Below are 24,499 nucleotides of genomic sequence, written 5' to 3'. Positions count from 1 at the left end.
CCCTTCTAAGATTGCTGCGAATTTTACGGTGTGGAGCCAGTGTGTGTCGTTGATCATCAGACTGTCTGTTTTAGCCATCTTCCTGCTTTCGGTGACCATGCGCCCGGCCGCAGCTCAGGGGATCCGAACCCTGCGCGATGCGGAATTCGAGCATTTCCTACATGAAATTTCCGATCCGATTTTCGAAGCAGGCGGCCAACGCCCCGAAGACGTGCAGATCTTTATCGTCGACGACACCAATCTGAATGCATTTTATGCTGGCGGTCAGGCGATTTTCGTACATACGGGCCTGATCTTGCAGACCGATAATGTGGATCAGGTGATCGGCGTTATCGCCCATGAAACCGGCCATATGACCGCCGGGCATGTGCAACGGTTCGATGAAGCCTTGGCCCCTGCCGGAAATATCTCGATCCTTGGTCTGGTCTTGGGGGCTGCAGCCATTGCGGCAGGGGCACCGGAAGCCGGCATTGGCCTCATCACCGGCGGTCAAGGGGTTGCGCAACGGACAGTTTTGAAATTCCGACGCGTACAGGAAGCCTCGGCCGATCAGGCGGCCATGCAGTTTTTGAAAACGACCAAAATGTCGGGACGCGGACTTTTGGAAGTGTTCGAAAAATTCCGCTATCAAGAGCTTCTACGATCCCCCAATATCAATCCCTATGTTCTGACCCATCCCCTGTCCGGTGATCGTATCGCCAATGTGGAGGAAAGGATGAAGGCCTCTCCTTATTGGGATGTGCCGACTGATCCCGTCCTGCAGGCCAAATACGAACGGATCAAAGCCAAGCTGCAAGGCTATATCTGGCAACCGGAAAGCACCCTTGGCCGGTATCCTCCCAGCGATACCAGCGTTCCGGCGCGCTATGCCCGTATCTATGCCTATAACAAGGCGCTGGAATGGGATATGGCCATGGCAGAAGCCGACAGCCTGATCGCAGAATCGCCGGACGATCCCTTTTATCACGAAATAAAAGGCCAGATATTGCTGGAAAACGGGCATGTTGATGATTCTTTACCCGAATTGAAGAGAGCCGCTGAACTGGCCCCCTTCGAGCCTTTGATTCTTACTTTATATGCGCAAGCTCTGGTGGCCCGCGAACAGCCCGACACCGACAAGCTTGCCATGCCCATATTGGAAAAATCGGTCCGGCTGGACCCATATAACAGCTTTGGCTGGTATCAATTGGCGATCATCTATACCCGCAATAACATGCCCGCCTTGGCGGATCTTGCCACAGCAGAACGCTATATGCTGTTGCGCAATCCGGGCCGGGCCGCCATGCACGCCAATCAAGCCGTCCAGGGCCTTGAACCGGGAACGCCCAAATGGTTGCGCGCCCAGGATATTCGTCAGGCCGCGGGCCTTGCGCTTGAGCAAAGCGCCAACCGCCGCCGCTAAAGGATCACGTTCATGCCACATGCACCCGACGCCCAAAAGGGCAGTCGCCTTCCACTTTTTCTTGCGCTTTTTGCCCTTTTTCTGGCGATCATTGGCGTGGGCCTATCGCTTGTAACTTTCCGTGCCCTCGCGATGATGGACGGTGGCGACAAGGCCCAATTGGAACAGACCATCCGCGCCTATCTTCTGGAAAATCCGGAAATTTTGCCCCAAGCCATTGCTGTTTTGCGGCAACGCGAAGAACGCGCCGAACAGCAACGCTTGCAATCTTTTGCCACCGATCGCTGGGAAGATATCAGCCAAGACCCCTTCTCGCCGGTGGTTGGCGATGAAAACGCGCCGGTAACAGTGGTGGAATATTATGACTATCGCTGTTCCTTTTGCCGGCGGGCCCATCCCGATATGGTTCGGCTGCTTGACGAACATGGCGACACGATCCGCTATGTGTTCAAGCAATTCCCGGTGCTTGACCGCGAAGGGCCGGATGGCGTGTCGCACTTTGCGGCCCGCGCCGCCATTGCCATGTCGCGGCAAGGCGATTTCCTTGAATTCCACGACAAACTGATGACCCATGAAGGCCGCTTGCACAAAGGGGCCGTTCTGGATATCGCGCGGGAATTTGATGTTGATATGGCGCAGTTCCGCAAGGATATGGATGATCCGGCCATCATGGATTATTTCAACAGCACCATTCAATTGGCGCGTATGATCGGCATCACCGGCACCCCCACCTATGTGATCAATGGCAAGGTTTTGGCGGGCGCCCAAGGCTATGATGCCATTCTGGCGCTTGTTCAGGATCAAAGCTGACAAAGCCAAAGATCCCATTCTTGCGCCAAAATAGGGGCCCGCCGGTGATGGCGGCTTGCCCCTTGCCTCCAAACGCGACAAAGTTTGCCGTGTTTTTCCCCTCTCATCTTCAGGGATATTTTTATGGCCGACCTCCCCTTTCCCGAACTTTGCAGCAAAGTTGGACAAGAACTGGCTCTATCCGACTGGTATGATGTGACCCAAGAGCGCATCAATGCCTTTGCCGATGCCACAGGCGACCATCAATGGATCCATATTGATGTGGCCCGCGCCAAGGCGGAAAGTCCCTTTGGCACCACCATTGCCCATGGATTTTTCACCTTGTCTTTGCTGCCGGGACTGATGGGCGACTTCTTCGGAGATTATGCGGTACGCCAAGGCATCAATTATGGCTGCGATACGGTGCGTTTTCCCGCCCCCGTGCCATCTGGTTCAAAAGTACGCGGACGGTTTGTTCTGAAAGCCGTAGCGCAAGGGCCGCAAGGCTCTCTCAAATGTATTGTCGGGTCCACGGTCGAAATTGACGGCAGCGACAAACCCGGCTGCGTTGCCGATCAAGTTTTTCTGCTGTTTCCCTGAAAGGATCACCATGACCGCCCTTTTTTCGCTGCAAGATAAAGTCGCTATCGTTACCGGATCATCGCGGGGCATTGGCCGTGCCATCGCCCTTTCCATGGCCGATTGCGGGGCCAAAGTGGTGGTGTCGTCACGCAAGGCCGCCTCTTGCGAGCCGGTGGCCGAAGAAATCCGTGCAAAAGGCGGCACAGCGGCGGTGATTCCGTGCAATATCTCGGACAATGCCCAATTGGCCAATCTTGTGGAAGAAACCCGCAAGATCTTCGGACGCATCGACATTCTGGTATGCAATGCCGCGTCGAACCCGGTTTATGGCTCTATGGCCGATGTCTCTGACGATGCGTTCGACAAGATCATCGGCAATAATGTGCGGTCGAACATCAAACTCTCCCATATGGTCCTGCCGGAAATGGCAGAACGCGGCGACGGGGCCATTGTCCTTGTTTCCTCTATTGCCGGCCTTTCAGGCAGCAAGAATCTCGGTGTTTATGCCATTTCCAAAGCCGCGGATTTTCAGGTGGCCCGCAATCTGGCGGTGGAATGGTCTCCCAAGGGTGTGCGCATCAATTGCCTGGCACCGGGCTGATCAAAACCGATTTTGCCAAAGCGCTGTGGGATGATCCGAAGTCCCGCGCCTATGTGGAAAAAATCACGCCCGCTGGCCGCATTGGCGAGCCCGAGGATATGGCCGGTGTTGCTGTTTTCCTGGCAAGCCCTGCGGCGCGTTATATTACCGGCCAGACCATCATCGCCGATGGCGGCGCCACCATTGCCGATGTTTTCTAAGCGATAGCTTCCACCCATCAAAAAGGCCGCACCCGATCGAGGGGCGCGGCCTTTTTATTTGAATGATTTACGAACGGATCAATCAAACAGACGGTTGAAGTGGCGCGGTTTGCGGCCCTTCCAATGCCCTTGATGATAAGCATCCGATGCGATCAGCGGCACCACGGTGGTGGCTTCGGCGAACACCATCTGTTCATAGACTGTTTCCACCTTGCCCCAGCTTGACGCTTCTTTCAGCGTTGAAGAGGAACAGGCCCCGTCGCGGCTGTCGGCCACGGTGATCTGGATGGCGTATTTGTGCATTTCCGCATCCACACCGAGAATTTCGGCACATACCACCGTATCTTGCACAAAATTCTTCGGCACACCCCCGCCCACCATGAACAATCCTGTAGAACCGGCTTCAATCTTGATATCCGTCAGTTCGCGGAAATCAGCGATGGAATCGATGGTCAGATAAGGCTGCTTTTCCTTCATCCGTTCCACCTGATGCTTCACAAGGCCAAAGCCTGCGGAGCTATCGGTGAAGGCCGGACAGAAAATAGGCACATCATGATCAAAGCATGTTTCGATCAGGCTGTCTTTTTTCTTGGCATTGCTTTTCAGCCAGCGCCCCATTTCATGGATGAATTCACGGCTGGAATAAGGCCGGGTTTCCAAGCTGTTGGCGATTTCCAGAATGGTATGATCGCAGGCTTGCAACTCTTCTTCATCGATAAAGGTATCATAGATGCGGTCGATATACATGCCGCGCAATTCGTTATCATCAAGGGTGGAATCCCCTTGATAATGCTTGAAGCCCAACGCTTCGAAAAAGTCCATATCGATGATCGATGCACCGGTGGAAACGATGGCATCCACCATCCCCGCCTTTACCAGATCGCGGTACACATGCATGCAGCCCCCCGCCGACGTGGAACCGGCCAGTGTCAGGATCACCGAACAATCCTTATCCGCCAACATGCGGTTATAAATTTCAGCCGCGCGTGCCGTATCGCGTGAGGTAAACGACATTTTTCCCATGGCCGCAACCAAAGGCCGCGCATCAAAGGCGGTGATGTCGATATGTTCCACCGGCTTTGACAAAAGCTCGGCCTTGCGATTGGTATTGATCTCTGTGTCAGCCATGCTGCGTCCTCTTTTGACTTTACTATGCATTAGCCATTGCGGTCCCAAGGGTCAGTGGCAAGGGCACCACATTGGTGCCTTGCGCTTCCCTGGGGCCAACGGCCACGGTCAGGTCGGAATGAAATCCGTTAAAGCGGGTGCGCATGGAAATGCCATAAGCTCCCAAATGCCCGATCTCGATCCAATCCCCTTCGCCAATATCGGCGGGCAACAAAAACGGCCCTTCCATTACATCCATGCTGTCACAGGTGGGCCCGAAAAAGCGAAAGGCTTCCATGGTTTCCTGGCCATGTGCCGCCTCTTTTCTGTTTCGCACATCCACCCGCCGCACGGGATAGCGCCAGCCAATGGACCCGGCATCGAACAATGCACCAAAAGTACCATCATTCAAATAAAGTGCATTGCCTTTGCGCAATTCCACCTTCACCAGAACAGAGCCGCCCTCGCCGACCAAAGCCCGCCCCGGTTCGCACAAAAGATCCGTGTCGCCAAAACCATTGTCCACCACTGCCTCCGTGATCGCCTCCATGAAAGCCTCCAATGGTGGCGGCGTCATGTCCGGATAAGCCACCGGAAAACCGCCCCCCACATCAAGGCTATCAATGGTCACACCGGCCTGATCCACAAGGGCGCGCACTTTTTCAATCGCCCGCGCATAGCTTTCCGGATTCATACATTGCGACCCCACATGAAAGCTCACGGCCAGAGATTTCGACGCTTTGCGGGCCGCACGCAATAAAGACACCGCCTCATCGCCTGCAATGCCGAATTTGCCCGACAAATCCAGCGCCGCATCCCCTTTGGGCAAGCCCAAGCGCACAAACAAGGACAGGTCCGACGCCTGAGTTTCTTCCAGAATTTTGGCCAGCTCGTCTTCGCTATCCAATGCGAAATCCCGCACACCGGCAAGATAAGCATAACGGATGGCGCGACGGCTTTTCACCGGGTGCATGAAATACAAACGGGCCGAATGGTCGATCCGGCGCACGGCATCGATTTCCTCGATCGAGGCCACATCGAAATTGCGAATACCGGCCATGCTCAAGGTTTCCAGCACCGCAGGGGTGGGATTGCACTTCACCGCATACATCACCTGACCGGGAAAGCCGGTCAGAAAGGCCCGCGCCGCCGCTTCTATGGTTTGGCGATAAAGCACATGAATGGGCTGATCGTCGGCAATGGTCGAAACCACTTCTTCGACGGTCGAAAACATCGGCACAGCCGTATCAAAGCCGGTTTCGACAGCAGGGGGTGCAAAAGCATAAAGGGCGGTCATGGCATCAGTCCTGAGTGAACGCGAAGGGCTCGCTACCAAAAGATACGCGAACGAAAAGTTCACCAACCGCATGCCCGCTCATAAATGCAGAGACGGAACAGGCGGCAACGGCAATGCTCCTTATAGGGGAGCTATTTCCGTCTCGGACTATGTTTGTCGAGAACCATAAATCTGAATCGCCAGAACCCTCGGTCACTGGCGAGTATCTTAAGCCCGCGAGAGGAAATTCCACCCGGGCAACGCACTTCGTTGGAGGCCATTGGCGACTCCCTTTATCAATCAGTGCTGGCTCATTGAAAAAGGCCGCCAGCCCAACCAACAAAAAGAGCACGCGTCGTTACGTAACCAATCCAACGGGACAGAGGCACGTGCGCGTACGTGACGCCCATATGACTGATCCTTTCCGCATTTACAAGCGGCAATTTTCAAAAATTGAAATCCGGGATCGCATCACGGCCTTTCCTCCCCTGCCCAAGCTGCCAGCAGACTTGCGAAGACCTGGTGAAAGCGTAGACTATCCAATCGAAAACAAGCCTGAACCAAGCCACCGGGAGACAGCCATGTTTTGTCGTCATATTCTTGTGAGCTTAGGGGTTTTGGGGGTGATTTCGGCCCTCCCCCAAGCGGCCTCTGCCCAGGACCATATCTATTCTTTGGTGATCCATGGCGGTGCCGGCACCATCACCCGTGACAGCATGACCGATGAAACCGAAGACGCCTATCGGGTCGCCCTTAGCGATGCCCTGATGAAAGGGCGCGCGGTGCTGGAAAGCGGTGGCACCGCCCTTGATGCCGTAACCGCAAGTATCATGGTGATGGAAGACAGCGATCTTTTTAACGCCGGTAAGGGGGCGGTGTTCACCCATGACGGGCGCAATGAACTGGACGCCGCCATCATGGATGGCCGCACCTTGAATGCCGGAGCCATCACCGGCGTGACCCGGGTGCGCAATCCCATCACGCTGGCCCGCGCCGTGATGGAGCAATCGCGCCATGTGATGCTGGCCCGTGAAGGGGCGGAAGCCTTTGCCCGCGACCATGATATCACGCTGGTTTCTCCCACTTATTTCTATACGGAACGCCGCTATCAGCAACTTCTGGCCGTGCAAAAGAAAGACAAGGAAGCCTTGCTGCTATTGAACACGCCCGGCGATCATGAATTCGGCACCGTTGGCGCTGTGGCGCTGGATAAAGACGGCAATATCGCCGCTGGCACCTCCACCGGTGGATTGACCAACAAAATGTGGGGCCGCATTGGCGATAGCCCGATCATTGGTGCGGGAACCTATGCCAACAACAAAAGCTGTGGCGTATCGGCCACCGGCACAGGTGAATATTTCATCCGCGCAACGGTGGCCCGCGAGATCTGCGCCCTGATGGAATACAAAAGCTATTCCGTGCAACAAGCCGCCGATCAGGTTATCCACCAGAATCTCACCCGATTGGGCGGCGATGGCGGGGTGATCGCCCTCGCCCATGACGGAGCCATTGCCTATAGCTTCAACACGGAAGGCATGTATCGCGGCCAATTAACCAGCACTCATCCCGAACCAAAGGTCGAAATCTATAAAGACTGAGCCTCGTTATGCTCATCTGACGGCGGCGTCGGTTCGTCATGATCGTGCAACTGAAAGGCCGCCATGGTGGTGCGCGGCGTTAGCTGGAAGTCTTCCTTCTCGGCATCCGGTGTCGGGGCCCGCAACATCCGCAGGTAAAAAATCGACAAAGCGCCAAGTCCGTGTACAGCGGCAATGAAAACAAACAGCATTTCCGCCCCATAATGGTCGATCAGAAATGCCGTGGCCAAAGGCCCGAATAACGAACTGGCCCCATAAAGAAACAACAACCCTCCGGAAATGCCGACAAAATTTTCCGGTCTTGCATGGTCATTGGCATGGGCGATGCAAATTGGCTGAATGGTGAAGGCAAAACCACCGAACAAACACCCAAGAGCCAATGTTCCATAAAGCGATTTCCCCGCCACCAGAACAAGCCCAACACCGCAAACAAAAGCCCCCGCGCTGATCAGCCCTGCCACCAACCGCCGGTCATGGCGATCAGACAAATATCCCATGGGCCACATCAGTACCGCGCCCCCGAACAAAGTCAGCGCCATGAACAGGCTGATCTGATCCACATTCATGCCGTTACGGGCCGCAAAAATCGGTCCAAAAGCCCAAAAGGCACTATTTGCAAAGCCCACCGCAATGCTGCCCGCCACCGACACCCGCGACACATTCAGCAAAGAGCGCATCCGAAGGCGTGGTTGCGGTACGGGCACGGGTAACGGGGCCCGCGTCAGGGCAACCGGGATAGCGGCCAAAGCCGTGAATATGGCGACCAGTGAAAAAAGCTGAAAACCGCCTATTGGATAGGCCATCAGTAAAAACTGGCCAGCCGCCAGCATGGTCATGCCGATCAAGGCATAAAGAGACAGCACCGCGCCGCGTGCAGAATTGGGGGCCCGTTCATTCAGCCAGCTTTCAATGGCCATATAGCAATGGCCAGACAAACGCCGGTCCCCACACGCGCCAGCATCCAAAACACTTCGCCAATGGCCAAAGGGTAAAGCAAGGCAAAGGCACAAATACCCGCCAGCACGGCCGTGAGCACCCGCACATGCCCCACGCGACCAATCAACGGGGCGCCGATGATGCAGCCGATCAAATAGCCAGCGAAATAGCCCGATCCCAAAAGCGCGATGGCAAGATCACCGAAATTTTCTGCCTCGGCGCGCACAGGCACCAGCGTAAATTGCAAGCCATTGGCCAATTGCAAAATTGCCGCACATAAAAGCAGTGCAAAAATAGAGAAAACAACCGGGCGCATAGAACTTGCAGCTTTCACAGAAATCACCTGTTCCTATCAACCGTCCTATCCGGTCCATTGATAAGATGCAATTTCTGTAACGCCGGTTTCACACTATTCAGGCAAGAACCGAACCCCACACAGCCCGATCCGGTGCGGTTTTAATGTTTGGTGCTGCCGTTCATTTCCCGCAATGACAAACGGGCGCGGAACAATCTGCTTTTAACGGTGCCCACAGCCAGCCCAAGCCTTTGGGCCGCTTCTTCATATTTAAAGCCATGCACCCCCACCATCATCACCACATTCTGCTCCGACTGGCTCAGACGATCAAAATCGCGGACAAATTCCCGCGCTTCCATATTCCAAGGCTGCGGAGCCGGATGCGACAATCCTTCCGTCCAATCCTCCACGGGCACATGGACCCCGCGTCGTTTGGTGCTCCGGCACCCGTCAATATGCAGATTATGCATGATCGTGAACATCCACGATCGTAAATTCGACCCTTCCCGGAAGCGGTCCACCCGGGTGATCGCGCGCTCCAGTGAATCCTGAACCAGATCTTCGGCTTGATCCAGATCCCGTGTCAGAAAGCGGGCATAGCGGCGCAGATGCGGTATCTCGTGCTTCATCTGGTCGAGAATAGCGTGTTCCATCGTCCGTTCTCCCATCTTGAACAGAGACAGTAGATGAAAAAATACGTCAAAAGAATGGTAATTAATTTTTAGTTAAATTCAATGTATTAATAAGCACAGGAAGCGCTGATCTCTCGTTCTTATCAGACATGTTCATGAAACATTCTATCTTGATAAAAACACAGGGCTTGATTTTTTCAGGGAACAAAAAAGGCGCATGACAAAAGCATGCACCTTTCTGATTTTCCGCTCGTCGTATCAAAGCCCGATGGGCTTTTTCGGCTTAGGCTTTGGCCAGATTTTCCGCCACATAGTCCCAATTCACCAGCTTTTCGATGAAGGTTTTCAAGAAATCGGGACGGCGGTTCTGATAATCCAGATAATAGGCATGTTCCCAAACATCAGCCACCAAAAGCGGCGTGGCACCATGCACCAGCGGGCTTTCCGCATTGGCTGTTTTCATGATTTCCAGCTTGCCATCTTTCAAAACCAGCCAAACCCATCCAGAGCCGAATTGCGCGCCCCCTTCGGCCACAAATTTTTCCTTGAAGGCATCCACAGACCCAAACGCCTCCACAATTTTGGCTTCCAGCGCCGCAGGGATCGCGCCCCCGCCATTGGGAGACATGCACTTCCAGAATTCGTTATGATTGAAAATCTGGCCGGCATTATTGAACAGCTTGGCATCCTTGCCAAAGCTGGACACGATCAACGACTCGAGCGACTGCCCTTCTTTATCGGTTCCCTTGATCAGATCATTGGCAACTTCAACATATTTCGCATGATGCTTGCCATGATGAAATTCGAGGGTTTGTGCTGACATATGCGGCTCAAGCGCATCTTTTGCATAAGGGAGTTTGGGCAATTCGAACATAAATCGTCTCCGATCAAAGAAATCCAAAACACAATGCCGGCCACCGTTTCATGCCATGATTGCCGCCGAAACCCCGGGGCAAAACCACATGCAGAAACAGAAGACCCAAGCATCATCACCGACAGAAACCTAACGGCTCAGAGAACACATTGTTCACAATGCCGTAGCATACAAGGGATAATTCCCGAAGACATGAAAAAAGCGCCTCATCTTTCCCGATAAAACAAGAATTTAGTCGGATTGATCTGGCTCAATCACAAAAGCCCCGCCTGGCCCTAGATTGCTTTTCGCCAGCAGATGCTTTGCAATAGATTCGGAACGAATATCTGTGCGAACCGTTAGCTTGAAATACGCCCGAACCATCATTCTTCAGGAGATCGAAACATGGCCACAGAAAAAAAATATACCGATGAAATGGACGCCCTTAAAACCGATGTCCAGAAACTGCGTGCCGATATTGCGGCTCTTGTCGGAGCCTTCGGTGACGATGCCAGCGCCAAAGGCCAGGAAGCCCGTGAAGCCGCCGCACGGCATTTGCGTGAAGCCCGTGCAAAAAGCGAAGCCGGTTTAAAGCAGATTGAAGGCAGCATCGAACAGAACCCGCTTACCGCTTTGGCGATTGCTTTGGGCCTTGGCTTTCTGGTCGGCGCACTTTTGAACCGGCGCTGACAATGATTGGGGGCAATCTTTTCAGAGCCGCCGCTGCAGATGCCGCCAAGCGTTTGTTGCTGATCCTGGTCGCCGCTGTGTTAATCGCCGTCGTTGCCATTTTATTATGCGGGGCGTTGGTGGCGGCTTTGGCTTTATATCTACCCATCTGGGCAGCCCTGTCCATTACCGCTGTAATTTTGCTGATACTGGCCTTGGCTGCGGTGCATATGGCCCTTGGCCAGGAAAAAGAAAAAACCAAGGGGCACGATCAAGCGTCCGCAGCCTCTCCCGCCAGTGCGCAAGCGGTCGATATCGGGGAAATGATCGGCAAAAGCATGAAGGATCGTCCGAAAACGACCCTTGGCGTTGCTTTGCTTATGGGCGTGGCATTGGGGGCCAATCCATCTTTGCGGCGGGATCTGATCGACCAATTAAAGAATTGGGATGGCGGATCGCCCCCCGTTCATTAATTGCCTTTATAAAAAACCAGCGCTTCAGGCAGATGCTTCTTGATGCGCTCGATGCGGTCTTCCGGCAAGGGGTGAGTGGACAGGAATTTCGGGGGCCGCTCACCGCCTACTGCCGCAAAATTTGCCCAAAGATCAACTGCAGCACGGGGATCATAGCCTGCTTTGGCCATATAAATCAGGCCAATGCGGTCGGCTTCGGATTCCTGGCTGCGATTGAACGGCAAGCTGACCCCCAAAGTTGCCGCATTGGATACCAGCCCCACCATTTCCTGACTTTGGGTGGCGGCACCCAAAACCGAAAGACCAAGCTGCGTTGCCATATCGCGGCTCATGCGCTCGGCGGAATGACGCGCCATCACATGGCCAATTTCATGGCCCAGAACGGCGGCCAGCTGCGCCTCTGTTTTGGCAACATCAAACAGGCCTGTATTCACCCCCACCTTGCCACCGGGCAGCGCAAAAGCATTGGGTGTTTCATCGCGGAACAAGGTAAATTCCCATTCGAATCCCTCTGCCCCTTCCACCACCTTGCTGATGGCTTCCCCCACACGCTCTACCATCCGGGCTTCTTGCGTTCCGGTAACAATCGGCGTTTGTTGCTTGATCTGTTGATAGGCTTCCAGGCCCAAGGCCGTGCTTTGTTCTGGAGACACCAGAATCAGTTGCCGCCGACCGCTTACAGGAGCGGTGGTGCACGCCGTCACCAAAAGCACCAAACCAAGCGCACCGCACAGGCTATATGTCCCAAACCGGCCATTTCTCAACATCATCTCACCCTTTGGATAATCCCACAGTCTCCAACACTATCCGCAACGGACATCAGGCAAAAGAGGATTGATCATATCGGCTTGTAAATGATGCAGAAAAAACCCCGTCACATGGTCAAGGCCATAGCATCAGGGTCGGTCAACACAGACCGGACCGTGGATAAGAACCGCGCCGCATCCGCCCCATCATTCAGGCGATGATCAAAGCTCAACGAAAATGGAACGATAAAGCCCGCTTCCACATGATAATGGTCCAGATCACCGATAATCACCGGTTCGATCTTGCCCCGCCCCATGCCCAATATGGCCGATTCAGGATAGTTGATGATGGGGAAAAAGCCGGTCCCCCCCAATGCACCCATATTGGTGATGGAAAATGTCCCGCCCTTTAAATCGGCAGGACCGGCTTTGCCCGCCCGCACCCGCTCCGACAGCTCTTTCAAGGCTGCGGCCAATTCAACAATGCCCAGCCGATCCGCATCCCGAAGCACCGGCACCAACAGGCCACGATCGGAATCCATGGCAATGCCCATATGGATATAGTCTTTTTCGACAATCTCTTCCCGGACCATATCAAGGCTGGCATTGAAACGCGGATGCTGCTTCAAGGCGATGGTCACGGCCTTTACCACAAAGGGCAATAAAGTAAGGGGCGGCCCGCCTTTTTCCACCAAAGCCATTGCGTGGCGCTTACGCCGGCGTTCCAACCCGGTCAGGTCGATGCGTTCTTCCAGCATCACATGGGGGATTTCCGCCCATGCCTTTGCCATATGCCGTGCTGTGGCCTTGCGGATCGATTGCAAGGCTGTGCGGCGCACCGGCCCGAATTGTGAAAAATCCGGCAAGGGGGATGCTGTGATGCTCCCCTGTCCTTCCCTTATCTGCGTGCCTTTTTCATAAGCCTCCACATCGGCGCGCGTGATATGGCCCTTGGACCTGTGGGCCTTATATCAGCAAGGGAAATATGGCGCTCTTTTGCCAAGCGGCGCGCTGTGGGCGCTGCCTTTATGGAGCCAGTATGGGCGGGCGCATCGTCCCTCTTTTGCGCAGATGGTCCCGCTTCATTTTCCTGCTTGATTGAAGGGGCGTCAGACGCAGCCTCTCCCTTTGATGCAACCGCCTTTTCATCGGTTTCTACGGTCATCAAAACATCGCCCACTCGAACGATGTCCCCGATTTTTACGGGAATATCAGCCACCGTTCCGTGATAAGGAGAGGGAAGCTCGATGGCGGCTTTATCAGATTCCACCACAAAGGCGGTGTCGCCATCTTCCACCACATCGCCGGGCTTCACCAATATGTCCTGAACCTCAACCTCGTGAATGCCTTCACCGGGGTCTTGCAACCTGAAATCCTGTCGCATGGAGCCTCCGTTCAGATAGTTAGGGTTTCGCGCGCTTCATCATAAATCCGCAAAACGCTGGGCAGATAATGCTGTTCGCGGGCGAAAAATGGTGGGTGAATGTCATAGCCTGTGACCCGTTTCACTGGCGCTTCCAGATGGAAAAACGCCTTGTCATTGATCCGCGCACATAGCTCCGCCCCCACCCCGAAACTGCGCGATGCTTCATGCACCACCACAGCCCGGCCGGTTTTTTTCACCGATTGGATGATGGTCTCTTCATCCAAAGGCGAAATGGTCATCAGGTCGATCACCTCGGCCTCGATCCCGTCACCGGCCAGCTTGGTTGCCGCGTCCACCGCCCGGGGCACCATGGCCCCATAAGCAATCAGCGTAAGATCCTTACCCACACGCACCACATCCGCCTTGCCGATCTCGATAGGCTCGGCCACATCGGGAACGTTTTCTTTAAAGGCGCGATAAAGGGCTTTGGGTTCATAGAAAATCACCGGATCGGGATCGCGGATCGCCGCAGCCAAAAGCGCCCGCGCCTTTATGGGGCCAGACGGGATCACCAATTTCAGACCCGGCGTGTGCGCCCAATAGGCTTCGCGGCTTTCGGAATGATGTTCCAAGGCCCGCACCCCCGCGCCATAAGGCATGCGGATAACCATAGGGACAGAAAAACGCCCATTGGTGCGCCAGCGAAACCGCGCCACATGATTTTCAATCTGGTGAAACGCCTGATAGGAAAAGCCGGAAAACTGCATCTCGGCCACCGGTTTCATCCCGTTCAGCGCCATGCCCACCGCCATGCCAATGATACCGGCCTCAGCCAATGGCGTGTCCAGCACGCGGGCCGCCCCGAAATCTTCTATCAATCCTTGGGTGGCGCGAAAAATTCCGCCATCCACCCCCACATCTTGCCCCAGCAAGATCACAGCGTCATCCTCTGCCAATGCTTCGCGCATGGCCAGGTTTACCGCTTGAATCATCGTAAGTTCAGCCATGGGCCCGCTCCCGTTTCAAACGTTCACGGAAATAGGCTTTCTGCTCGGTAATATGTGGATAATCCTGCGCATAAAGCGCATCGAAAATGCCCATCGGATCGCCGGCATCCAGCTCTTCGATCCGTTCTTGGGTTTCTTGCCAATCATGTTTCAACGCATCGCGGAAGGTTTCGCGCATGCCCTCCAATGTTTTGTCATCGATCAGCCCCTTTGCCTTCAGATATGTCTCGAAGCGGCTGATGGGGTCGCGCTTGCGCCACGGGGCCACATCGTCTTCCGTGCGATATCGGGTGGGGTCATCGGCGGTGGTATGCACCTCCATGCGGTAAGTCACACATTCCAGAAGTGTGGGAATCTGTTCATTTCGGGCGCGGTCCACCGCTTCTTTCGCAGCAACCCATACCGCCAATATGTCATTTCCATCCACGCGCAGGCCGGGAATACCGTAAGCGACCGCTTTTTGGGCGATGGTTTTGGATCGGGTTTGTTTGGCTAAAGGCAAAGAAATTGCCCATTGATTATTCTGGCATACGAATACTACCGGAAGATCTAAAACACCGGAAAAATTCAATGCCTCGTGGAAATCGCCTTCCGATGTGGCGCCATCCCCATGGAACGTCATCACGATATCATCTTCACCGCGATATTTTGCGGCATAGGCCACCCCGGCGGCATGGAGCAATTGTGTGGCCACCGGTACGCAAAGCGGCAAATCCCGCGCGTCTTCCGGGATTGCCACGCCTTCATTATATCCGGCGGCAAACAACCAAAGGTCGCGCGGCTTTGCCCCGCGCCAAATCTGGGCGGCAATTTCACGAAAAGACGGCACCAGCCAATCGGACGGGCGCAAATGTGCCGCCGCACCGATTTGCGCCGCTTCCTGACCTTTGATCGGCGCAAAGGTGCCAATGCGGCCTTGCCGTTGCAGCTTCAACATGCGTTCGTCAAAGCAACGGCCATACAGCATGGCCCTGTGCATTTCCAAAAGGTCGGTTTCTGATATATCGGGCTCGAGCGCTTTATCAACCGCACCGGTTTCATCCAGAATGGACAGATGCGTGACAGTGCCAGCCGCTCCACGGCGTGCCTTGGCATAACGATCCTCCGAAAAGTCCCCAAAATGGAAGCGGCTTATATGTGCCGCTTTCCTTTTCACGACTCCATCTTGGCCTTTATCGGCACAGACCTCAAGACATCAAAAAAAGCCGCTATTTTGCCGGGCTTTTCAGGATTTGCGCCGTTAAATCATCAAGCAGGAAAGCCATATCAGTCCAGGCGGCGAACATTTTGATCCGGCAATGCCGCCAAAAGCTCGGATATGGTGCACTTCAGAACCGGATGAACCCACTCCGGCGCGATATCCGAAAAAGGTTGCAATACAAATTGTCGCTGATGCAATCTTGGATGCGGAAGGATCAAGCCATCCGGAGCCTTGGATGTACGCCCTGCCCGCTCCCAAGTATCCGCATCGGGGACCACCAAACTGTCAAAGTCCAAAAGATCCAGATCCAATGTGCGCGCCTGCCATCTTTGGGTGCGCTCTCGTAAAAATAAAGCCTCGACCTTATGTAATTGATTTAAAAGACTCCGAGCATCCTTTTCCCAGATAATATGTGCCACTGCATTGACATAATCAGGCTGTACAAAAGGACCGATAGGCGCTGTGGTGTAAAAAGGGGAAATTGTCTTGATAGTAACGCCAAAGTTGGGAAGAAGAGAAAGCGCAGAACGTAATGTTTTTTCAGAATTGCCCGCTTTAGTAGAAAGATTACTGCCTAACCCAATATATGCCATCATTTGCCCGATTATTCTTCCCAGATAGTTTCTGTTGCAGGTTGATCAAAAAATTTCTATGCCTTGCTGCCGGTCACTTTATGGTCTGCATCATTCAGGCACTTTAAAAACGGACGTAACCTCATGATATTCTACCCTGACGAAAAAATCGGCGTTTTTATCGACGGTGCCAATCTTTATGCAACGGCCCGTTCTTTGAACATGGAAATCGATTATAAAAAGCTAAAAACTTTTTTTGCAGAGCAAGGACGCCTTGTTCGCGTTTTCTACTATACCGCGATCATGGACGATCAAGACTACTCTCCCTTGCGTCCGCTGATCGACTGGCTGGACTATAATGGCTTCACATTGGTCACCAAGCCCACCAAAGAATTTACCGACGAACACGGACGCCGCAAGGTCAAAGGCAATATGGATATCGAAATTGCCGTTGATATGCTGGCGCTTTCGGAATCCCTTGATCATGTGGTGCTGTTCTCGGGCGATGGCGATTTCCGCCGCCTGATCGAAGCGATCCAAAGAAAGGGCGTGCGGGTAACCGTGATTTCCTCCAACACCACACAGCCTTCCATGGTGGCTGATGAATTGCGCCGTCAGGCAGATCAATATGTGGATCTTGCCAGGATCCGTGATCATTTCTCGCGTCCCCGCCAAGCACAGCAAGATGCGGATATCGGCGACCCCTATGAGGACGACGACGGCTATTACGATGATGACGAGGATTATGAAGACGATCCTGCATGAGCAAAGCGGACCCGGGCGTGACAGCGAACCTGAACGAATCCTATCCTGCCGATCCGCCAGCCGATTGCGCTCTGTGTCCTCGTTTGGTGCAGTATCGGGAAGATAACAAGCGTAAATTTCCCGATTTCTTCAATGGCGCCGTCCCCAGCTTTGGCGATCCGGATGCAGAGATTCTGATTGTCGGCTTGGCCCCCGGTGTGCGCGGGGCCAACCGCACAGCCCGGCCTTTTACCGGGGATTATGCAGGCAATCTTCTATATCCCACCTTGGTGAAATTCGGCTTTGCCACAGGCACCTTCAAAGCCGATCCCGAAGATGGACTGCGTTTAAAACGCGCCATGGTCACCAATGCGGTGCGCTGCGTGCCGCCGGAAAACAAACCAACCGGGGCCGAGGTCCGCACCTGCCGTCCTTTTCTTTTAAGTGCGATGGGTGCGCTGCCCAATCTCAAGGTGCTGTTCATTTTAGGCCGCATCGCCCATGACACGGTTCTCACAAGCCTTGGGCAAGTGCGCTCAAAACATCCCTTTGGCCACGGCGCTGTGCACCGGATTGATGATCTTGTCCTTGTGGATAGCTATCATTGCTCGCGGTATAATGTGAATACCGGTAGGCTCACCACCGAGATGTTCGAGCAGGCCTTTGAAAAAGCCGTCGAGACTGTCGACTAAAGAGAGTGGCGTCAGGTAAAAAAGCGGCGGTTAAAGAGAAATCGTGTCCTCAACCGGCCTCCGCCTGTTTTGATTTGCAACGCCGGTGATAACGTGCTGCCTTGGCGCGGTTGCCGCAGCTGTGCATGGAACACCATCGCCGCCGTCCCGCCTTGCTGCTATCCAGAAACAGCCAGTGGCACCGGTCATTTCCGCAAGTTCGCAGGCGGTCATGGTCCGCTTGAAAAATCAAATCCATCACCGATTGGGCCACCGGCCAAAGCGGTCGTGCAAGACTTGCCCCCTCCTTCCAGCACCATTTTGGCCCTTTATCACCCCAGACCAGGGTTTGAGCCGCTTGTGCCTCCATGTGCCAGACATTGACCACGGCAATGCTGTCCGGATCCGGCGCGTGCCCTTGTGCGCAGGCACTTATAATTGCCTTGATCCCCTTTCGCAAAAGACGAGCCTGTTCCATGATTTGCCCGACCTCTTCCGCATTATCTTGCGCCATATCGCGCAAAGCGTCCACCTCCCTATCAAATAGAGAACCGGCTGCGACGCTCCAGCGCATCAATTCCATATAGCCATCGAGCCTGTCTTCGGCCTGCTCCGCCTTACGTCGTAGCGGTGCGGAATTAACGAAATCCAACGCCACGGCACCACCGATAAAATCATCCTCGCCCCATATATGCAGCGACTTGGACGCGTCATCAGGCATGTGTGTTTCGGTCATTACAATATCTAACCTTTAAAGATAATTTTATTGGTTTGAGCTCCTCATGGACTCAATATATAACCTGTATATGGCTTTTTAAAGGTGGAGACACTCAATGCCCTGCGCAACAGACAAGACGTTCACCGCTCCCACGCGCCACGCACAGGCTGAGCGCCGCTGGCGGCGTTTAAGCCGCAACCGGCCTTCCAGCCTTCGCCATGGCGGATTCTGGATCACATGAGGCTGGGAAATGAACCAAAGGGTGCCGCCTGAACACTTTCAACGGCACCCTACTTTACGTTTTATTCTTAAAACAAGCACTTCAAATTCCGCGCCGCTTGACGGATGCGGTGTTCGTTTTCCACCAGTGCAATACGCACATGACCGTCGCCATATTCCCCGAAGCCCAAACCCGGCGACACCGCCACCTGCGCTTCATTAAGCAAGAGCTTGGAAAAACCCACCGACCCCATATGGCGATATTTTTCCGGGATCGGCACCCATGCAAACATGGTCGCAGGCGGTGATGGCACGTCCCAGCCAATGCGGGCAAAAGATGAAACCAGCACATCCCGTCGCGCCTGATAAATTGCCCGATGCTTGGCCACACAGTCCTGCGGGCCGTTCAAAGCGGCTGTGGCCGCCACCTGAATGGGGGTGAACGCCCCATAATCCAGATAGGATTTCACCCGCGCCAACGCCCCGATAAGCTTGGGGTTTCCAGCGGCAAAGCCGATACGCCAGCCGGGCATGGAATAGGTTTTGGACAGGGAAGAAAATTCCACCGCCACATCTTTTGCGCCCGGCACCTGCAAGATCGACGGCGGTGGATTGCCATCGAAATAAATCTCCGCATAGGCGATATCAGACAGGATATAAAGCCCCTCACGCTTGGCGAAGGCCACCATGTCCGCATAAAAATCCAGATCCACTATTTTTGCCGTGGGATTGGATGGAAAGTTCAGGATGAGGGCCGATGGGCGTGGCACCGAATGGCGGCAGGCCTTTTCCAATTCCCCCACGAAATTATCCAATGGCAATAGCGGCACATTGCGTACCGAGGCGCCAGCAATAGTAAAGCCGAAGGCATGGATGGGATAGCTGGGATTGGGGCATAAGATCACATCGCCGGGGGCTGTGATGGCCTGCGCCAGATTGGCCAGCCCTTCCTTTGATCCCAATGTGACCAATGTTTCCTTGTCCGGGTCCAGATCCACCCCGAAGCGGCGCTGATACCAACCCACCAGCGCCTTACGCAGCCCCGGAATACCCCGGCTGGTTGAATAACGGTGGGTTTTGGGGTCTTGCACCGCTTCGGTGAGTTTGTCCACCACATGGCGCGGTGTGGGCAGATCGGGATTGCCCATCCCGAAATCAATCACATCTTCCCCGCGCGCCCTTGCCGCCGCCTTTAACGCATTCACTTCGGCAAAGACATAAGGCGGCAAGCGCCGGATGCGGTAGAAATCGGATGTCATGGCGTCATTCTTTCACGATGGCTTGTGCGCTGCCCATTCGGGCCTTTTCGAAAAAGGCAGCGCGGAAATGGGAAAGCATTCAGGGGCGGATATGGCCCGTTCCCCGAACATGATAATGATAGCTGGTCAGATGTTCGGCCCCCACCGGCCCGCGAGCATGCAGGCGACCTGTGGCAATGCCAATTTCAGCACCAAAGCCGAATTCGCCACCATCGGCAAATTGGGTGGAGGCATTGTGCATGACAATCGCGGCATCCACATCCCGCAAGAAGCGATCGGCCACCTCCTGATCGCTTGCCAGGATACATTCCGTATGGCCGGTGCCATGTTGGTCGATATGCTGAAGGGCTTCATCCACCCCGTCCACCACATGAACGCCGATCACAGCATCCAGCCATTCCTGATCCCAATCGCTTTCATTTGCCGCTTCGATTTCGGGACAAATGCTTTTGGCCGTTTCATCACCGCGCACCCGACATCCGGCCGCGCTCAAGGCGTGAACAAGACCGGGAAGCATCTCGGAGGCAATGGCCCGATCAATCAGCATGGTTTCCGTGGCTCCGCAGACGCCGGTGCGGCGCATCTTGGCGTTCACCACCACCTCTTGCGCCATTTTCGGGTCTGCAGAGGCATGAACATAACTGTGATTCACCCCCATCAGATGACCAAGAACCGGCACCCGGCTTTCCTCTTGCACCCGAGCCACCAAAGACCGGCCACCGCGCGGGATCAACAGGTCTATATGCTCGGTCATACGGAACAATTCGCCCACGGCGGCACGGTCCTGTGTCGGCACGATATTCACAACTTCAGCAGGAAGTCCGGCTTTTTCCAGCCCGTGGCGCACCGCCTGTAATATCCGTTCCACCGAGCGACGGCTTTCGCTGCCCCCACGCAAGATGGTGGCATTGCCGGACTTCAAACACAGCGCGGCCGCATCCGCCGCCACATTGGGACGGCTTTCAAAAATCACCGCAACAACCCCCAAAGGCACCCGCACCCGGTCAAAGTGCATGCCATCGGCCCGGTCCCAGGATTGATCGATGGCACCCAGAGGATCAGGCCGTTCCGCAATGGCATCCAGCCCTGCGGCCATGCCTTCGATCCGCCCTTCATCCAGGGCCAACCGGTCAATGAAGGCGTCATCCTTTCCCATCTCGCGGGCTTGCGCCACATCGGCAGCATTGGCTTCCAAAAGATCGGCTTCGGCCTCACGAATGGCGGCGGCGGCCGCTTTCAAGGCATTCTGGCGCACCGCATGGGAACTGCGTTGCAAGATTTTCTGGGCGGCCTTTGCAGCATCTCCCAAAGCGATCATCTGGTCGTGCAGGTCAAGATCAGTCACAGTTTTCTTCACACTCCTACTCATTGGGCTTCCTCCATCGCATCTTGATGAATGGTCATGGCGAGATTGTCTCGATGGATCAGCGCGTCCGGGCCTTGATAGCCTAACAATGCCTCAAAATGCTCTGACCGTTTTCTGGCGATAATTCGGGCATCATCTGAATCATAGCTGATCAGGCCAATACCAATATCTTGCCCCATTGCACTGCGGACACGCACGGGATCGCCGAGCGAAAATTCACCTTCCACCGCTGTGACCCCAACACTCAAAAGGCTGTTTCCCGCATAAAGCGCTTTGACGGCTCCGGCATCCACTATAATGGTTCCGCTGGGCTCTACGGTGGCAGCGATCCACTGCTTGCGCACGGTCAATGGTTCAGACGAAGGGACAAACCATGTGGCGCGCGCCTCTCCCCGCGCTAAAGCCCCCAAAGCACCATTCTTTTGCCCATTGGCAATGGCCATATAAGACCCGGCCCCAAGCGCAAGGCTGGCCGCCGCAATTTTTGCCGCCATTCCACCGGTGCCAAGGCTGCTGCCTGCACGGCCGGCTTTCGCTTTAATTTCCGGCGTAATCGCCGTCACCACCGGAATATGGGCCGCATCGGGCACCGAACGGGGATCAGCTTCATACAGCCCATCCACATCCGATAACAACACCACCAGATCGGCACTGATCAATTGCCCGACCCGTGCCGCAAGGCGGTCATTATCGCCGAATTTGTGTTTATCGAAGGCCACCGTATCGTTTTCATTGACGATCGGGATGATCGACCGGGTCAACAGCGCTTCCATTGTGGCCCGCGCATTCAAATGGCGCAGCCGGTCTTCCGTATCGCCCGGTGTCAATAACATCTGCGCCCCAACGGCCCCATGCCGCGCCAGCGCACGGCGATAAGCGTCAAACAACCGGATTTGCCCGACGGCTGCAGCGGCTTGTCGGTCCGACAAATCACGGATCACGCCGCCTAATGCCGCCCGTCCAATGCCCACAGCCCCGGATGTAACAAGGGCCACCTGCTGCCCCCGCGCCCGCATCGCCACAATATCGGCGGCCAACGCATCCAGCCAGCGACGACGCAAACGGCCACGCTCCACAAGCAAGGCCGAGCCAACCTTGATGACCACACGCTTTGCTTTCAAAAGCCTGTCTGTTGGGACTTCTTGTTCGTGCTGCATGCGCGAAATTCCTCGCCTTTCCTTCTTCATCTTGCTAAATTTTAGCTTCTTTTGGTAATTTTTATCTATTATCTGTGTTGACAGCGACAGAAACATGCATATCCTGCACTCATGATTATTGCAACGCACACAAAGCGCTCAGAAGCGCATTTCCTGACAATGGCCGGTGATGAAGCGGTGGCCTTCATGCCCCCTATGACGGCACGCTTTCTTCCAAGCCTGTTCTCTCAGACCCTACTTGTGGGGATTACCGTGGTGGTGCTTTTCAGCACCATAATGGGGATGCCTTCCTGACAACCTGCGATCAGACAAGGAACACCAGCCCCGCCTCGCCATCGCAGCGGGGCTTTTCTTTGCCCAAGGACGAAAGATGACGGACAAAAAACGACCAAGTGATGCAATCACATCCCAAGCCCCGGCCCGTGCCATGTTGCGTGCCACCGGCATGGACGACGAGGCTTTGGCGCGGCCCATGGTGGGCGTGGTCAGTACATGGACGGATGTTTCGCCCTGCAATCTGCATCTGCGCACCCTAGCCCTGCCCTTGAAAGACGGTATCCGCGAAGCGGGTGGAACCCCGGTCGAGTTCAACACCATCGCTGTTACCGATGGCATCGCTATGGGAACGCCGGGGATGCGCGCCTCTTTGATTTCCCGTGAAGTGATCGCTGACTCCATTGAACTTGCGGTTCGTGGTCATTGTCTTGATGCGGTCGCGGTGCTTGTCGGCTGTGACAAAACCATTCCGGCGGCAGCAATGGCGCTTGCGCGTCTCGATTTGCCCGGCATCATTTTGTATGGCGGCTCCATACATCCAGGCAGACATAAGGGGGCCTTCATCACGGTTCAAGAGGTGTTCGAAGCCGTTGGCGCACGCGCAGCGGGAAAAATCGAACAATCCGAGCTGGATGAGATCGAGCGGGTGGCCTGCCCCGGTGCCGGGGCCTGCGGTGGCCAATTCACCGCCAACACCATGGCCATGGCCCTGACCATGCTTGGTCTTTCACCCATGGGAGCCAATGACATTCCCGCCACCGACCCCGAAAAACCGGCGGCGGCGAACCGTTGCGGCAAACTGCTGATGGATATGGTCAACAAGGACATTCGTCCCAGCAGCCTGATCACCCGCGAAAGCATTGAAAATGCCGCCACCATTGGCGCAGGCACCGCAGGATCCACCAATCTGGTGCTGCATCTTCTGGCTATTGCGCGGGAAGCCGGCATCACCATGCCCATTGATCGCTTTGACGAAATTTCAACGCGCACACCGGTGATCACCGATCTCAAACCGGGCGGCCGGTTTTCGGCGGTGGAAATGAGTGAAGCAGGCGGCACAGCGCTTGTGGCGCGGCGTTTGATGGAAGCGGGCCTGTTGTCCGATGGCCCCACCGTCAGCGGCAAAAACCTGTTTGCGGAAATAGAAAAGGCCCCCGAAACCCAAGGGCAAGAGGTGGTCCGCACCGCAGACAATCCGTTCAAACCACGCGGCGGCTTTGCCATTTTGCGCGGCTCCCTTGCCCCTGAAGGGGCCATCGTCAAGCTGGCGGGTCATGACCGCGACAGCTTCACCGGCCCGGCCCGGATATTCGATGGCGAAGAGGCCGCCTTCCAAGCGGTGCAGGATGGAAAGATCAAGGCTGGCGATGTGGTGGTGATCCGCAATGAAGGACCGAAAGGCGGCCCCGGCATGCGCGAGATGTTGGCCGTTACCGCCGCCATTCAAGGTCAAGGGCTTGGCAATGATGTGGCACTGATCACCGATGGCCGCTTTTCCGGTGCCACCCACGGCTTCATGGTCGGGCATGTGGCCCCCGAAGCGGCCACCGGCGGGCCCATCGGTCTTTTGGAAGAAGGCGACCCCATCACCATTGATGTCACCAACCGCCGCCTCGATGTGGAAGCCGATCTTGCGGCCCGCCGCATCGGCTGGAAAGCCCCGCCACCCGCGGTCTGGACCGGCACTTATGCAAAATATGCGCGTCTCGTTTCTTCCGCATCCGAAGGAGCCGTGACGGCGTTTCCCTACTCCGCCATGCAAATGCAAACACAAGAGGACTGAA

The 24,499-nt window shown here is 55.2% G+C and carries 26 protein-coding genes and 1 pseudogene; 11 read left to right on the top strand and 16 right to left on the bottom strand.

The annotated features are described in order from the left end of the window. The first annotated feature begins 43 nt into the window (after window positions 1-43). The 4 genes and pseudogenes from JCM17844_RS00885 (at window position 44) to JCM17844_RS00870 (ending at window position 3,574) form a co-directional block, all read left to right on the top strand. Entirely contained in the window at window positions 44-1,402 is a 1,359-nt protein-coding gene (locus JCM17844_RS00885; RefSeq protein ID WP_149999247.1) for a M48 family metalloprotease, read from the top strand. Window positions 1,403-1,414: 12 nt separating this feature from the next. Continuing rightward, window positions 1,415-2,212: a DsbA family protein gene (locus JCM17844_RS00880; RefSeq protein WP_149999246.1), complete on the top strand. Its 798-nt coding sequence runs from the start codon at window positions 1,415-1,417 to the stop codon at window positions 2,210-2,212. A 123-nt stretch (window positions 2,213-2,335) separates the two neighbouring features. After that, window positions 2,336-2,791 (top strand): MaoC family dehydratase, encoded by a 456-nt coding sequence (locus tag JCM17844_RS00875; RefSeq protein WP_149999245.1) that lies wholly within the window; start codon window positions 2,336-2,338, stop codon window positions 2,789-2,791. A gap of 10 nt (window positions 2,792-2,801) precedes the next feature. Next, window positions 2,802-3,574, top strand: a pseudogene (locus JCM17844_RS00870) (SDR family NAD(P)-dependent oxidoreductase). A 78-nt stretch (window positions 3,575-3,652) separates the two neighbouring features. On the opposite strand, the gene JCM17844_RS00865 reads toward JCM17844_RS00870, so the two are convergent. Together JCM17844_RS00865 and JCM17844_RS00860 are read right to left on the bottom strand one after the other, a co-directional pair. Further along, window positions 3,653-4,702 carry a 1,9-bis(guanidino)-5-aza-nonane synthase gene (locus tag JCM17844_RS00865; RefSeq protein WP_150001866.1) on the bottom strand — a complete coding sequence of 350 codons (1,050 nt, stop codon included), beginning with the start codon at window positions 4,700-4,702 and terminating at the stop codon, window positions 3,653-3,655. Window positions 4,703-4,724: 22 nt separating this feature from the next. Continuing rightward, complete coding sequence (locus JCM17844_RS00860; protein ID WP_149999243.1) at window positions 4,725-5,978, bottom strand: type III PLP-dependent enzyme; 1,254 nt, start codon at window positions 5,976-5,978, stop codon at window positions 4,725-4,727. A 560-nt stretch (window positions 5,979-6,538) separates the two neighbouring features. Here JCM17844_RS00860 and JCM17844_RS00855 point away from each other — a divergent pair. Then, window positions 6,539-7,555, top strand: coding sequence for an isoaspartyl peptidase/L-asparaginase family protein (locus JCM17844_RS00855; RefSeq protein ID WP_149999242.1), 1,017 nt, complete (start codon window positions 6,539-6,541; stop codon window positions 7,553-7,555). Here JCM17844_RS00855 and JCM17844_RS00850 read toward each other — a convergent pair. The 4 genes from JCM17844_RS00850 to JCM17844_RS00835 form a co-directional block, all read right to left on the bottom strand. Then, a complete protein-coding gene (locus JCM17844_RS00850) occupies window positions 7,543-8,472 on the bottom strand; it encodes an MFS transporter (RefSeq protein ID WP_149999241.1) in 930 nt (309 codons plus the stop codon). The genes JCM17844_RS00855 and JCM17844_RS00850 overlap by 13 nt on opposite strands. Then, window positions 8,451-8,807: an MFS transporter gene (locus JCM17844_RS00845; RefSeq protein ID WP_149999240.1), complete on the bottom strand. Its 357-nt coding sequence runs from the start codon at window positions 8,805-8,807 to the stop codon at window positions 8,451-8,453. The genes JCM17844_RS00850 and JCM17844_RS00845 overlap by 22 nt, the downstream gene beginning before the upstream one ends. Before the next feature lie 140 nt (window positions 8,808-8,947). Next, window positions 8,948-9,439 (bottom strand): RNA polymerase sigma factor, encoded by a 492-nt coding sequence (locus JCM17844_RS00840; RefSeq protein WP_188873353.1) that lies wholly within the window; start codon window positions 9,437-9,439, stop codon window positions 8,948-8,950. A 262-nt stretch (window positions 9,440-9,701) separates the two neighbouring features. Next, window positions 9,702-10,292, bottom strand: a complete 591-nt coding sequence (locus tag JCM17844_RS00835) for a superoxide dismutase (protein ID WP_149999238.1) — start codon at window positions 10,290-10,292, stop codon at window positions 9,702-9,704. Between the two features lie 384 nt (window positions 10,293-10,676). On the opposite strand from JCM17844_RS00835, the gene JCM17844_RS00830 reads away from it, so the two are divergent. Together JCM17844_RS00830 and JCM17844_RS00825 are read left to right on the top strand one after the other, a co-directional pair. Next, window positions 10,677-10,961, top strand: coding sequence for an ElaB/YgaM/YqjD family protein (locus tag JCM17844_RS00830; protein ID WP_149999237.1), 285 nt, complete (start codon window positions 10,677-10,679; stop codon window positions 10,959-10,961). Between the two features lie 2 nt (window positions 10,962-10,963). Then, the gene (locus JCM17844_RS00825; RefSeq protein WP_149999236.1) at window positions 10,964-11,413 is read left to right on the top strand and encodes a hypothetical protein; all 450 of its coding nucleotides are present in this window, start codon (window positions 10,964-10,966) and stop codon (window positions 11,411-11,413) included. Here the strand turns inward: JCM17844_RS00825 and JCM17844_RS00820 are convergent. From JCM17844_RS00820 to folK, 6 genes are all read right to left on the bottom strand, one after another. Next, window positions 11,410-12,183 (bottom strand): M48 family metallopeptidase, encoded by a 774-nt coding sequence (locus JCM17844_RS00820; protein ID WP_210431075.1) that lies wholly within the window; start codon window positions 12,181-12,183, stop codon window positions 11,410-11,412. The genes JCM17844_RS00825 and JCM17844_RS00820 overlap by 4 nt on opposite strands. Window positions 12,184-12,287: 104 nt before the next feature. Then, entirely contained in the window at window positions 12,288-13,025 is a 738-nt protein-coding gene (locus JCM17844_RS00815; RefSeq protein ID WP_149999235.1) for a 2-oxo acid dehydrogenase subunit E2, read from the bottom strand. A 32-nt stretch (window positions 13,026-13,057) separates the two neighbouring features. Next, on the bottom strand, window positions 13,058-13,543 hold the full coding sequence (locus tag JCM17844_RS00810; RefSeq protein ID WP_149999234.1) for a biotin/lipoyl-containing protein: 486 nt from the start codon (window positions 13,541-13,543) through the stop codon (window positions 13,058-13,060). Window positions 13,544-13,554: 11 nt separating this feature from the next. Continuing rightward, window positions 13,555-14,532: an alpha-ketoacid dehydrogenase subunit beta gene (locus JCM17844_RS00805; RefSeq protein WP_149999233.1), complete on the bottom strand. Its 978-nt coding sequence runs from the start codon at window positions 14,530-14,532 to the stop codon at window positions 13,555-13,557. Beyond that, window positions 14,525-15,688 (bottom strand): pyruvate dehydrogenase (acetyl-transferring) E1 component subunit alpha, encoded by a 1,164-nt coding sequence (gene pdhA / locus JCM17844_RS00800; protein WP_210431074.1) that lies wholly within the window; start codon window positions 15,686-15,688, stop codon window positions 14,525-14,527. Before pdhA ends, JCM17844_RS00805 begins: the two co-directional genes overlap by 8 nt. A 110-nt stretch (window positions 15,689-15,798) precedes the next feature. After that, a complete protein-coding gene (gene folK, locus JCM17844_RS00795; RefSeq protein WP_210431073.1) occupies window positions 15,799-16,329 on the bottom strand; it encodes a 2-amino-4-hydroxy-6-hydroxymethyldihydropteridine diphosphokinase in 531 nt (176 codons plus the stop codon). A gap of 120 nt (window positions 16,330-16,449) precedes the next feature. Between folK and JCM17844_RS00790 the strand changes: the two genes are divergently transcribed. Together JCM17844_RS00790 and JCM17844_RS00785 are read left to right on the top strand one after the other, a co-directional pair. Next, window positions 16,450-17,070 (top strand): LabA-like NYN domain-containing protein, encoded by a 621-nt coding sequence (locus JCM17844_RS00790; RefSeq protein ID WP_149999232.1) that lies wholly within the window; start codon window positions 16,450-16,452, stop codon window positions 17,068-17,070. Beyond that, on the top strand, window positions 17,067-17,741 hold the full coding sequence (locus tag JCM17844_RS00785; protein WP_149999231.1) for a uracil-DNA glycosylase: 675 nt from the start codon (window positions 17,067-17,069) through the stop codon (window positions 17,739-17,741). Before JCM17844_RS00790 ends, JCM17844_RS00785 begins: the two co-directional genes overlap by 4 nt. Before the next feature lie 49 nt (window positions 17,742-17,790). On the opposite strand, the gene JCM17844_RS00780 is transcribed toward JCM17844_RS00785, so the two are convergent. The 4 genes from JCM17844_RS00780 to proB all read right to left on the bottom strand — a co-directional run bounded on the left by JCM17844_RS00780 (window position 17,791) and on the right by proB (window position 22,439). Continuing rightward, window positions 17,791-18,456, bottom strand: coding sequence for a CGNR zinc finger domain-containing protein (locus tag JCM17844_RS00780; protein ID WP_149999230.1), 666 nt, complete (start codon window positions 18,454-18,456; stop codon window positions 17,791-17,793). A 290-nt stretch (window positions 18,457-18,746) separates the two neighbouring features. Continuing rightward, a complete protein-coding gene (locus JCM17844_RS00775) occupies window positions 18,747-19,916 on the bottom strand; it encodes an LL-diaminopimelate aminotransferase (protein ID WP_149999229.1) in 1,170 nt (389 codons plus the stop codon). 79 nt (window positions 19,917-19,995) lie between these two features. Continuing rightward, entirely contained in the window at window positions 19,996-21,285 is a 1,290-nt protein-coding gene (locus JCM17844_RS00770; protein WP_149999228.1) for a glutamate-5-semialdehyde dehydrogenase, read from the bottom strand. Then, a complete protein-coding gene (gene proB, locus JCM17844_RS00765) occupies window positions 21,282-22,439 on the bottom strand; it encodes a glutamate 5-kinase (protein ID WP_149999227.1) in 1,158 nt (385 codons plus the stop codon). The genes JCM17844_RS00770 and proB overlap by 4 nt, the downstream gene beginning before the upstream one ends. Before the next feature lie 111 nt (window positions 22,440-22,550). Between proB and JCM17844_RS00760 the strand changes: the two genes are divergently transcribed. Together JCM17844_RS00760 and ilvD are read left to right on the top strand one after the other, a co-directional pair. Next, window positions 22,551-22,733 carry a hypothetical protein gene (locus JCM17844_RS00760; protein ID WP_149999226.1) on the top strand — a complete coding sequence of 61 codons (183 nt, stop codon included), beginning with the start codon at window positions 22,551-22,553 and terminating at the stop codon, window positions 22,731-22,733. Window positions 22,734-22,809: 76 nt separating this feature from the next. Beyond that, entirely contained in the window at window positions 22,810-24,498 is a 1,689-nt protein-coding gene (gene ilvD, locus JCM17844_RS00755) for a dihydroxy-acid dehydratase (protein WP_149999225.1), read from the top strand. Window position 24,499: the final 1 nt, after the last annotated feature.

Origin of the sequence: Iodidimonas gelatinilytica (assembly GCF_008579125.1) — a bacterium.
Classification (GTDB): domain Bacteria; phylum Pseudomonadota; class Alphaproteobacteria; order Sphingomonadales; family Rhodothalassiaceae; genus Iodidimonas; species Iodidimonas muriae.
Note: the sequence above shows the minus strand (reverse complement) of the source record. Positions and strands in the feature narration are given on the sequence as shown.

Coding starts and splice junctions, on each gene's coding strand:
- JCM17844_RS00880 (WP_149999246.1), top strand. CDS start 1,415: ATGCCACATGCACCCGACGCCCAAAAGGGCAGTCGCCTTCCACTTTTT.
- JCM17844_RS00875 (WP_149999245.1), top strand. CDS start 2,336: ATGGCCGACCTCCCCTTTCCCGAACTTTGCAGCAAAGTTGGACAAGAA.
- JCM17844_RS00865 (WP_150001866.1), bottom strand. CDS start 4,702: ATGGCTGACACAGAGATCAATACCAATCGCAAGGCCGAGCTTTTGTCA.
- JCM17844_RS00860 (WP_149999243.1), bottom strand. CDS start 5,978: ATGACCGCCCTTTATGCTTTTGCACCCCCTGCTGTCGAAACCGGCTTT.
- JCM17844_RS00855 (WP_149999242.1), top strand. CDS start 6,539: ATGTTTTGTCGTCATATTCTTGTGAGCTTAGGGGTTTTGGGGGTGATT.
- JCM17844_RS00850 (WP_149999241.1), bottom strand. CDS start 8,472: ATGGCCATTGAAAGCTGGCTGAATGAACGGGCCCCCAATTCTGCACGC.
- JCM17844_RS00845 (WP_149999240.1), bottom strand. CDS start 8,807: ATGCGCCCGGTTGTTTTCTCTATTTTTGCACTGCTTTTATGTGCGGCA.
- JCM17844_RS00840 (WP_188873353.1), bottom strand. CDS start 9,439: ATGGAACACGCTATTCTCGACCAGATGAAGCACGAGATACCGCATCTG.
- JCM17844_RS00835 (WP_149999238.1), bottom strand. CDS start 10,292: ATGTTCGAATTGCCCAAACTCCCTTATGCAAAAGATGCGCTTGAGCCG.
- JCM17844_RS00830 (WP_149999237.1), top strand. CDS start 10,677: ATGGCCACAGAAAAAAAATATACCGATGAAATGGACGCCCTTAAAACC.
- JCM17844_RS00825 (WP_149999236.1), top strand. CDS start 10,964: ATGATTGGGGGCAATCTTTTCAGAGCCGCCGCTGCAGATGCCGCCAAG.
- JCM17844_RS00820 (WP_210431075.1), bottom strand. CDS start 12,183: ATGATGTTGAGAAATGGCCGGTTTGGGACATATAGCCTGTGCGGTGCG.
- JCM17844_RS00810 (WP_149999234.1), bottom strand. CDS start 13,543: ATGCGACAGGATTTCAGGTTGCAAGACCCCGGTGAAGGCATTCACGAG.
- JCM17844_RS00805 (WP_149999233.1), bottom strand. CDS start 14,532: ATGGCTGAACTTACGATGATTCAAGCGGTAAACCTGGCCATGCGCGAA.
- folK (WP_210431073.1), bottom strand. CDS start 16,329: ATGATGGCATATATTGGGTTAGGCAGTAATCTTTCTACTAAAGCGGGC.
- JCM17844_RS00790 (WP_149999232.1), top strand. CDS start 16,450: ATGATATTCTACCCTGACGAAAAAATCGGCGTTTTTATCGACGGTGCC.
- JCM17844_RS00785 (WP_149999231.1), top strand. CDS start 17,067: ATGAGCAAAGCGGACCCGGGCGTGACAGCGAACCTGAACGAATCCTAT.
- JCM17844_RS00780 (WP_149999230.1), bottom strand. CDS start 18,456: ATGACCGAAACACACATGCCTGATGACGCGTCCAAGTCGCTGCATATA.
- JCM17844_RS00775 (WP_149999229.1), bottom strand. CDS start 19,916: ATGACATCCGATTTCTACCGCATCCGGCGCTTGCCGCCTTATGTCTTT.
- JCM17844_RS00770 (WP_149999228.1), bottom strand. CDS start 21,285: ATGAGTAGGAGTGTGAAGAAAACTGTGACTGATCTTGACCTGCACGAC.
- proB (WP_149999227.1), bottom strand. CDS start 22,439: ATGCAGCACGAACAAGAAGTCCCAACAGACAGGCTTTTGAAAGCAAAG.
- JCM17844_RS00760 (WP_149999226.1), top strand. CDS start 22,551: ATGATTATTGCAACGCACACAAAGCGCTCAGAAGCGCATTTCCTGACA.
- ilvD (WP_149999225.1), top strand. CDS start 22,810: ATGACGGACAAAAAACGACCAAGTGATGCAATCACATCCCAAGCCCCG.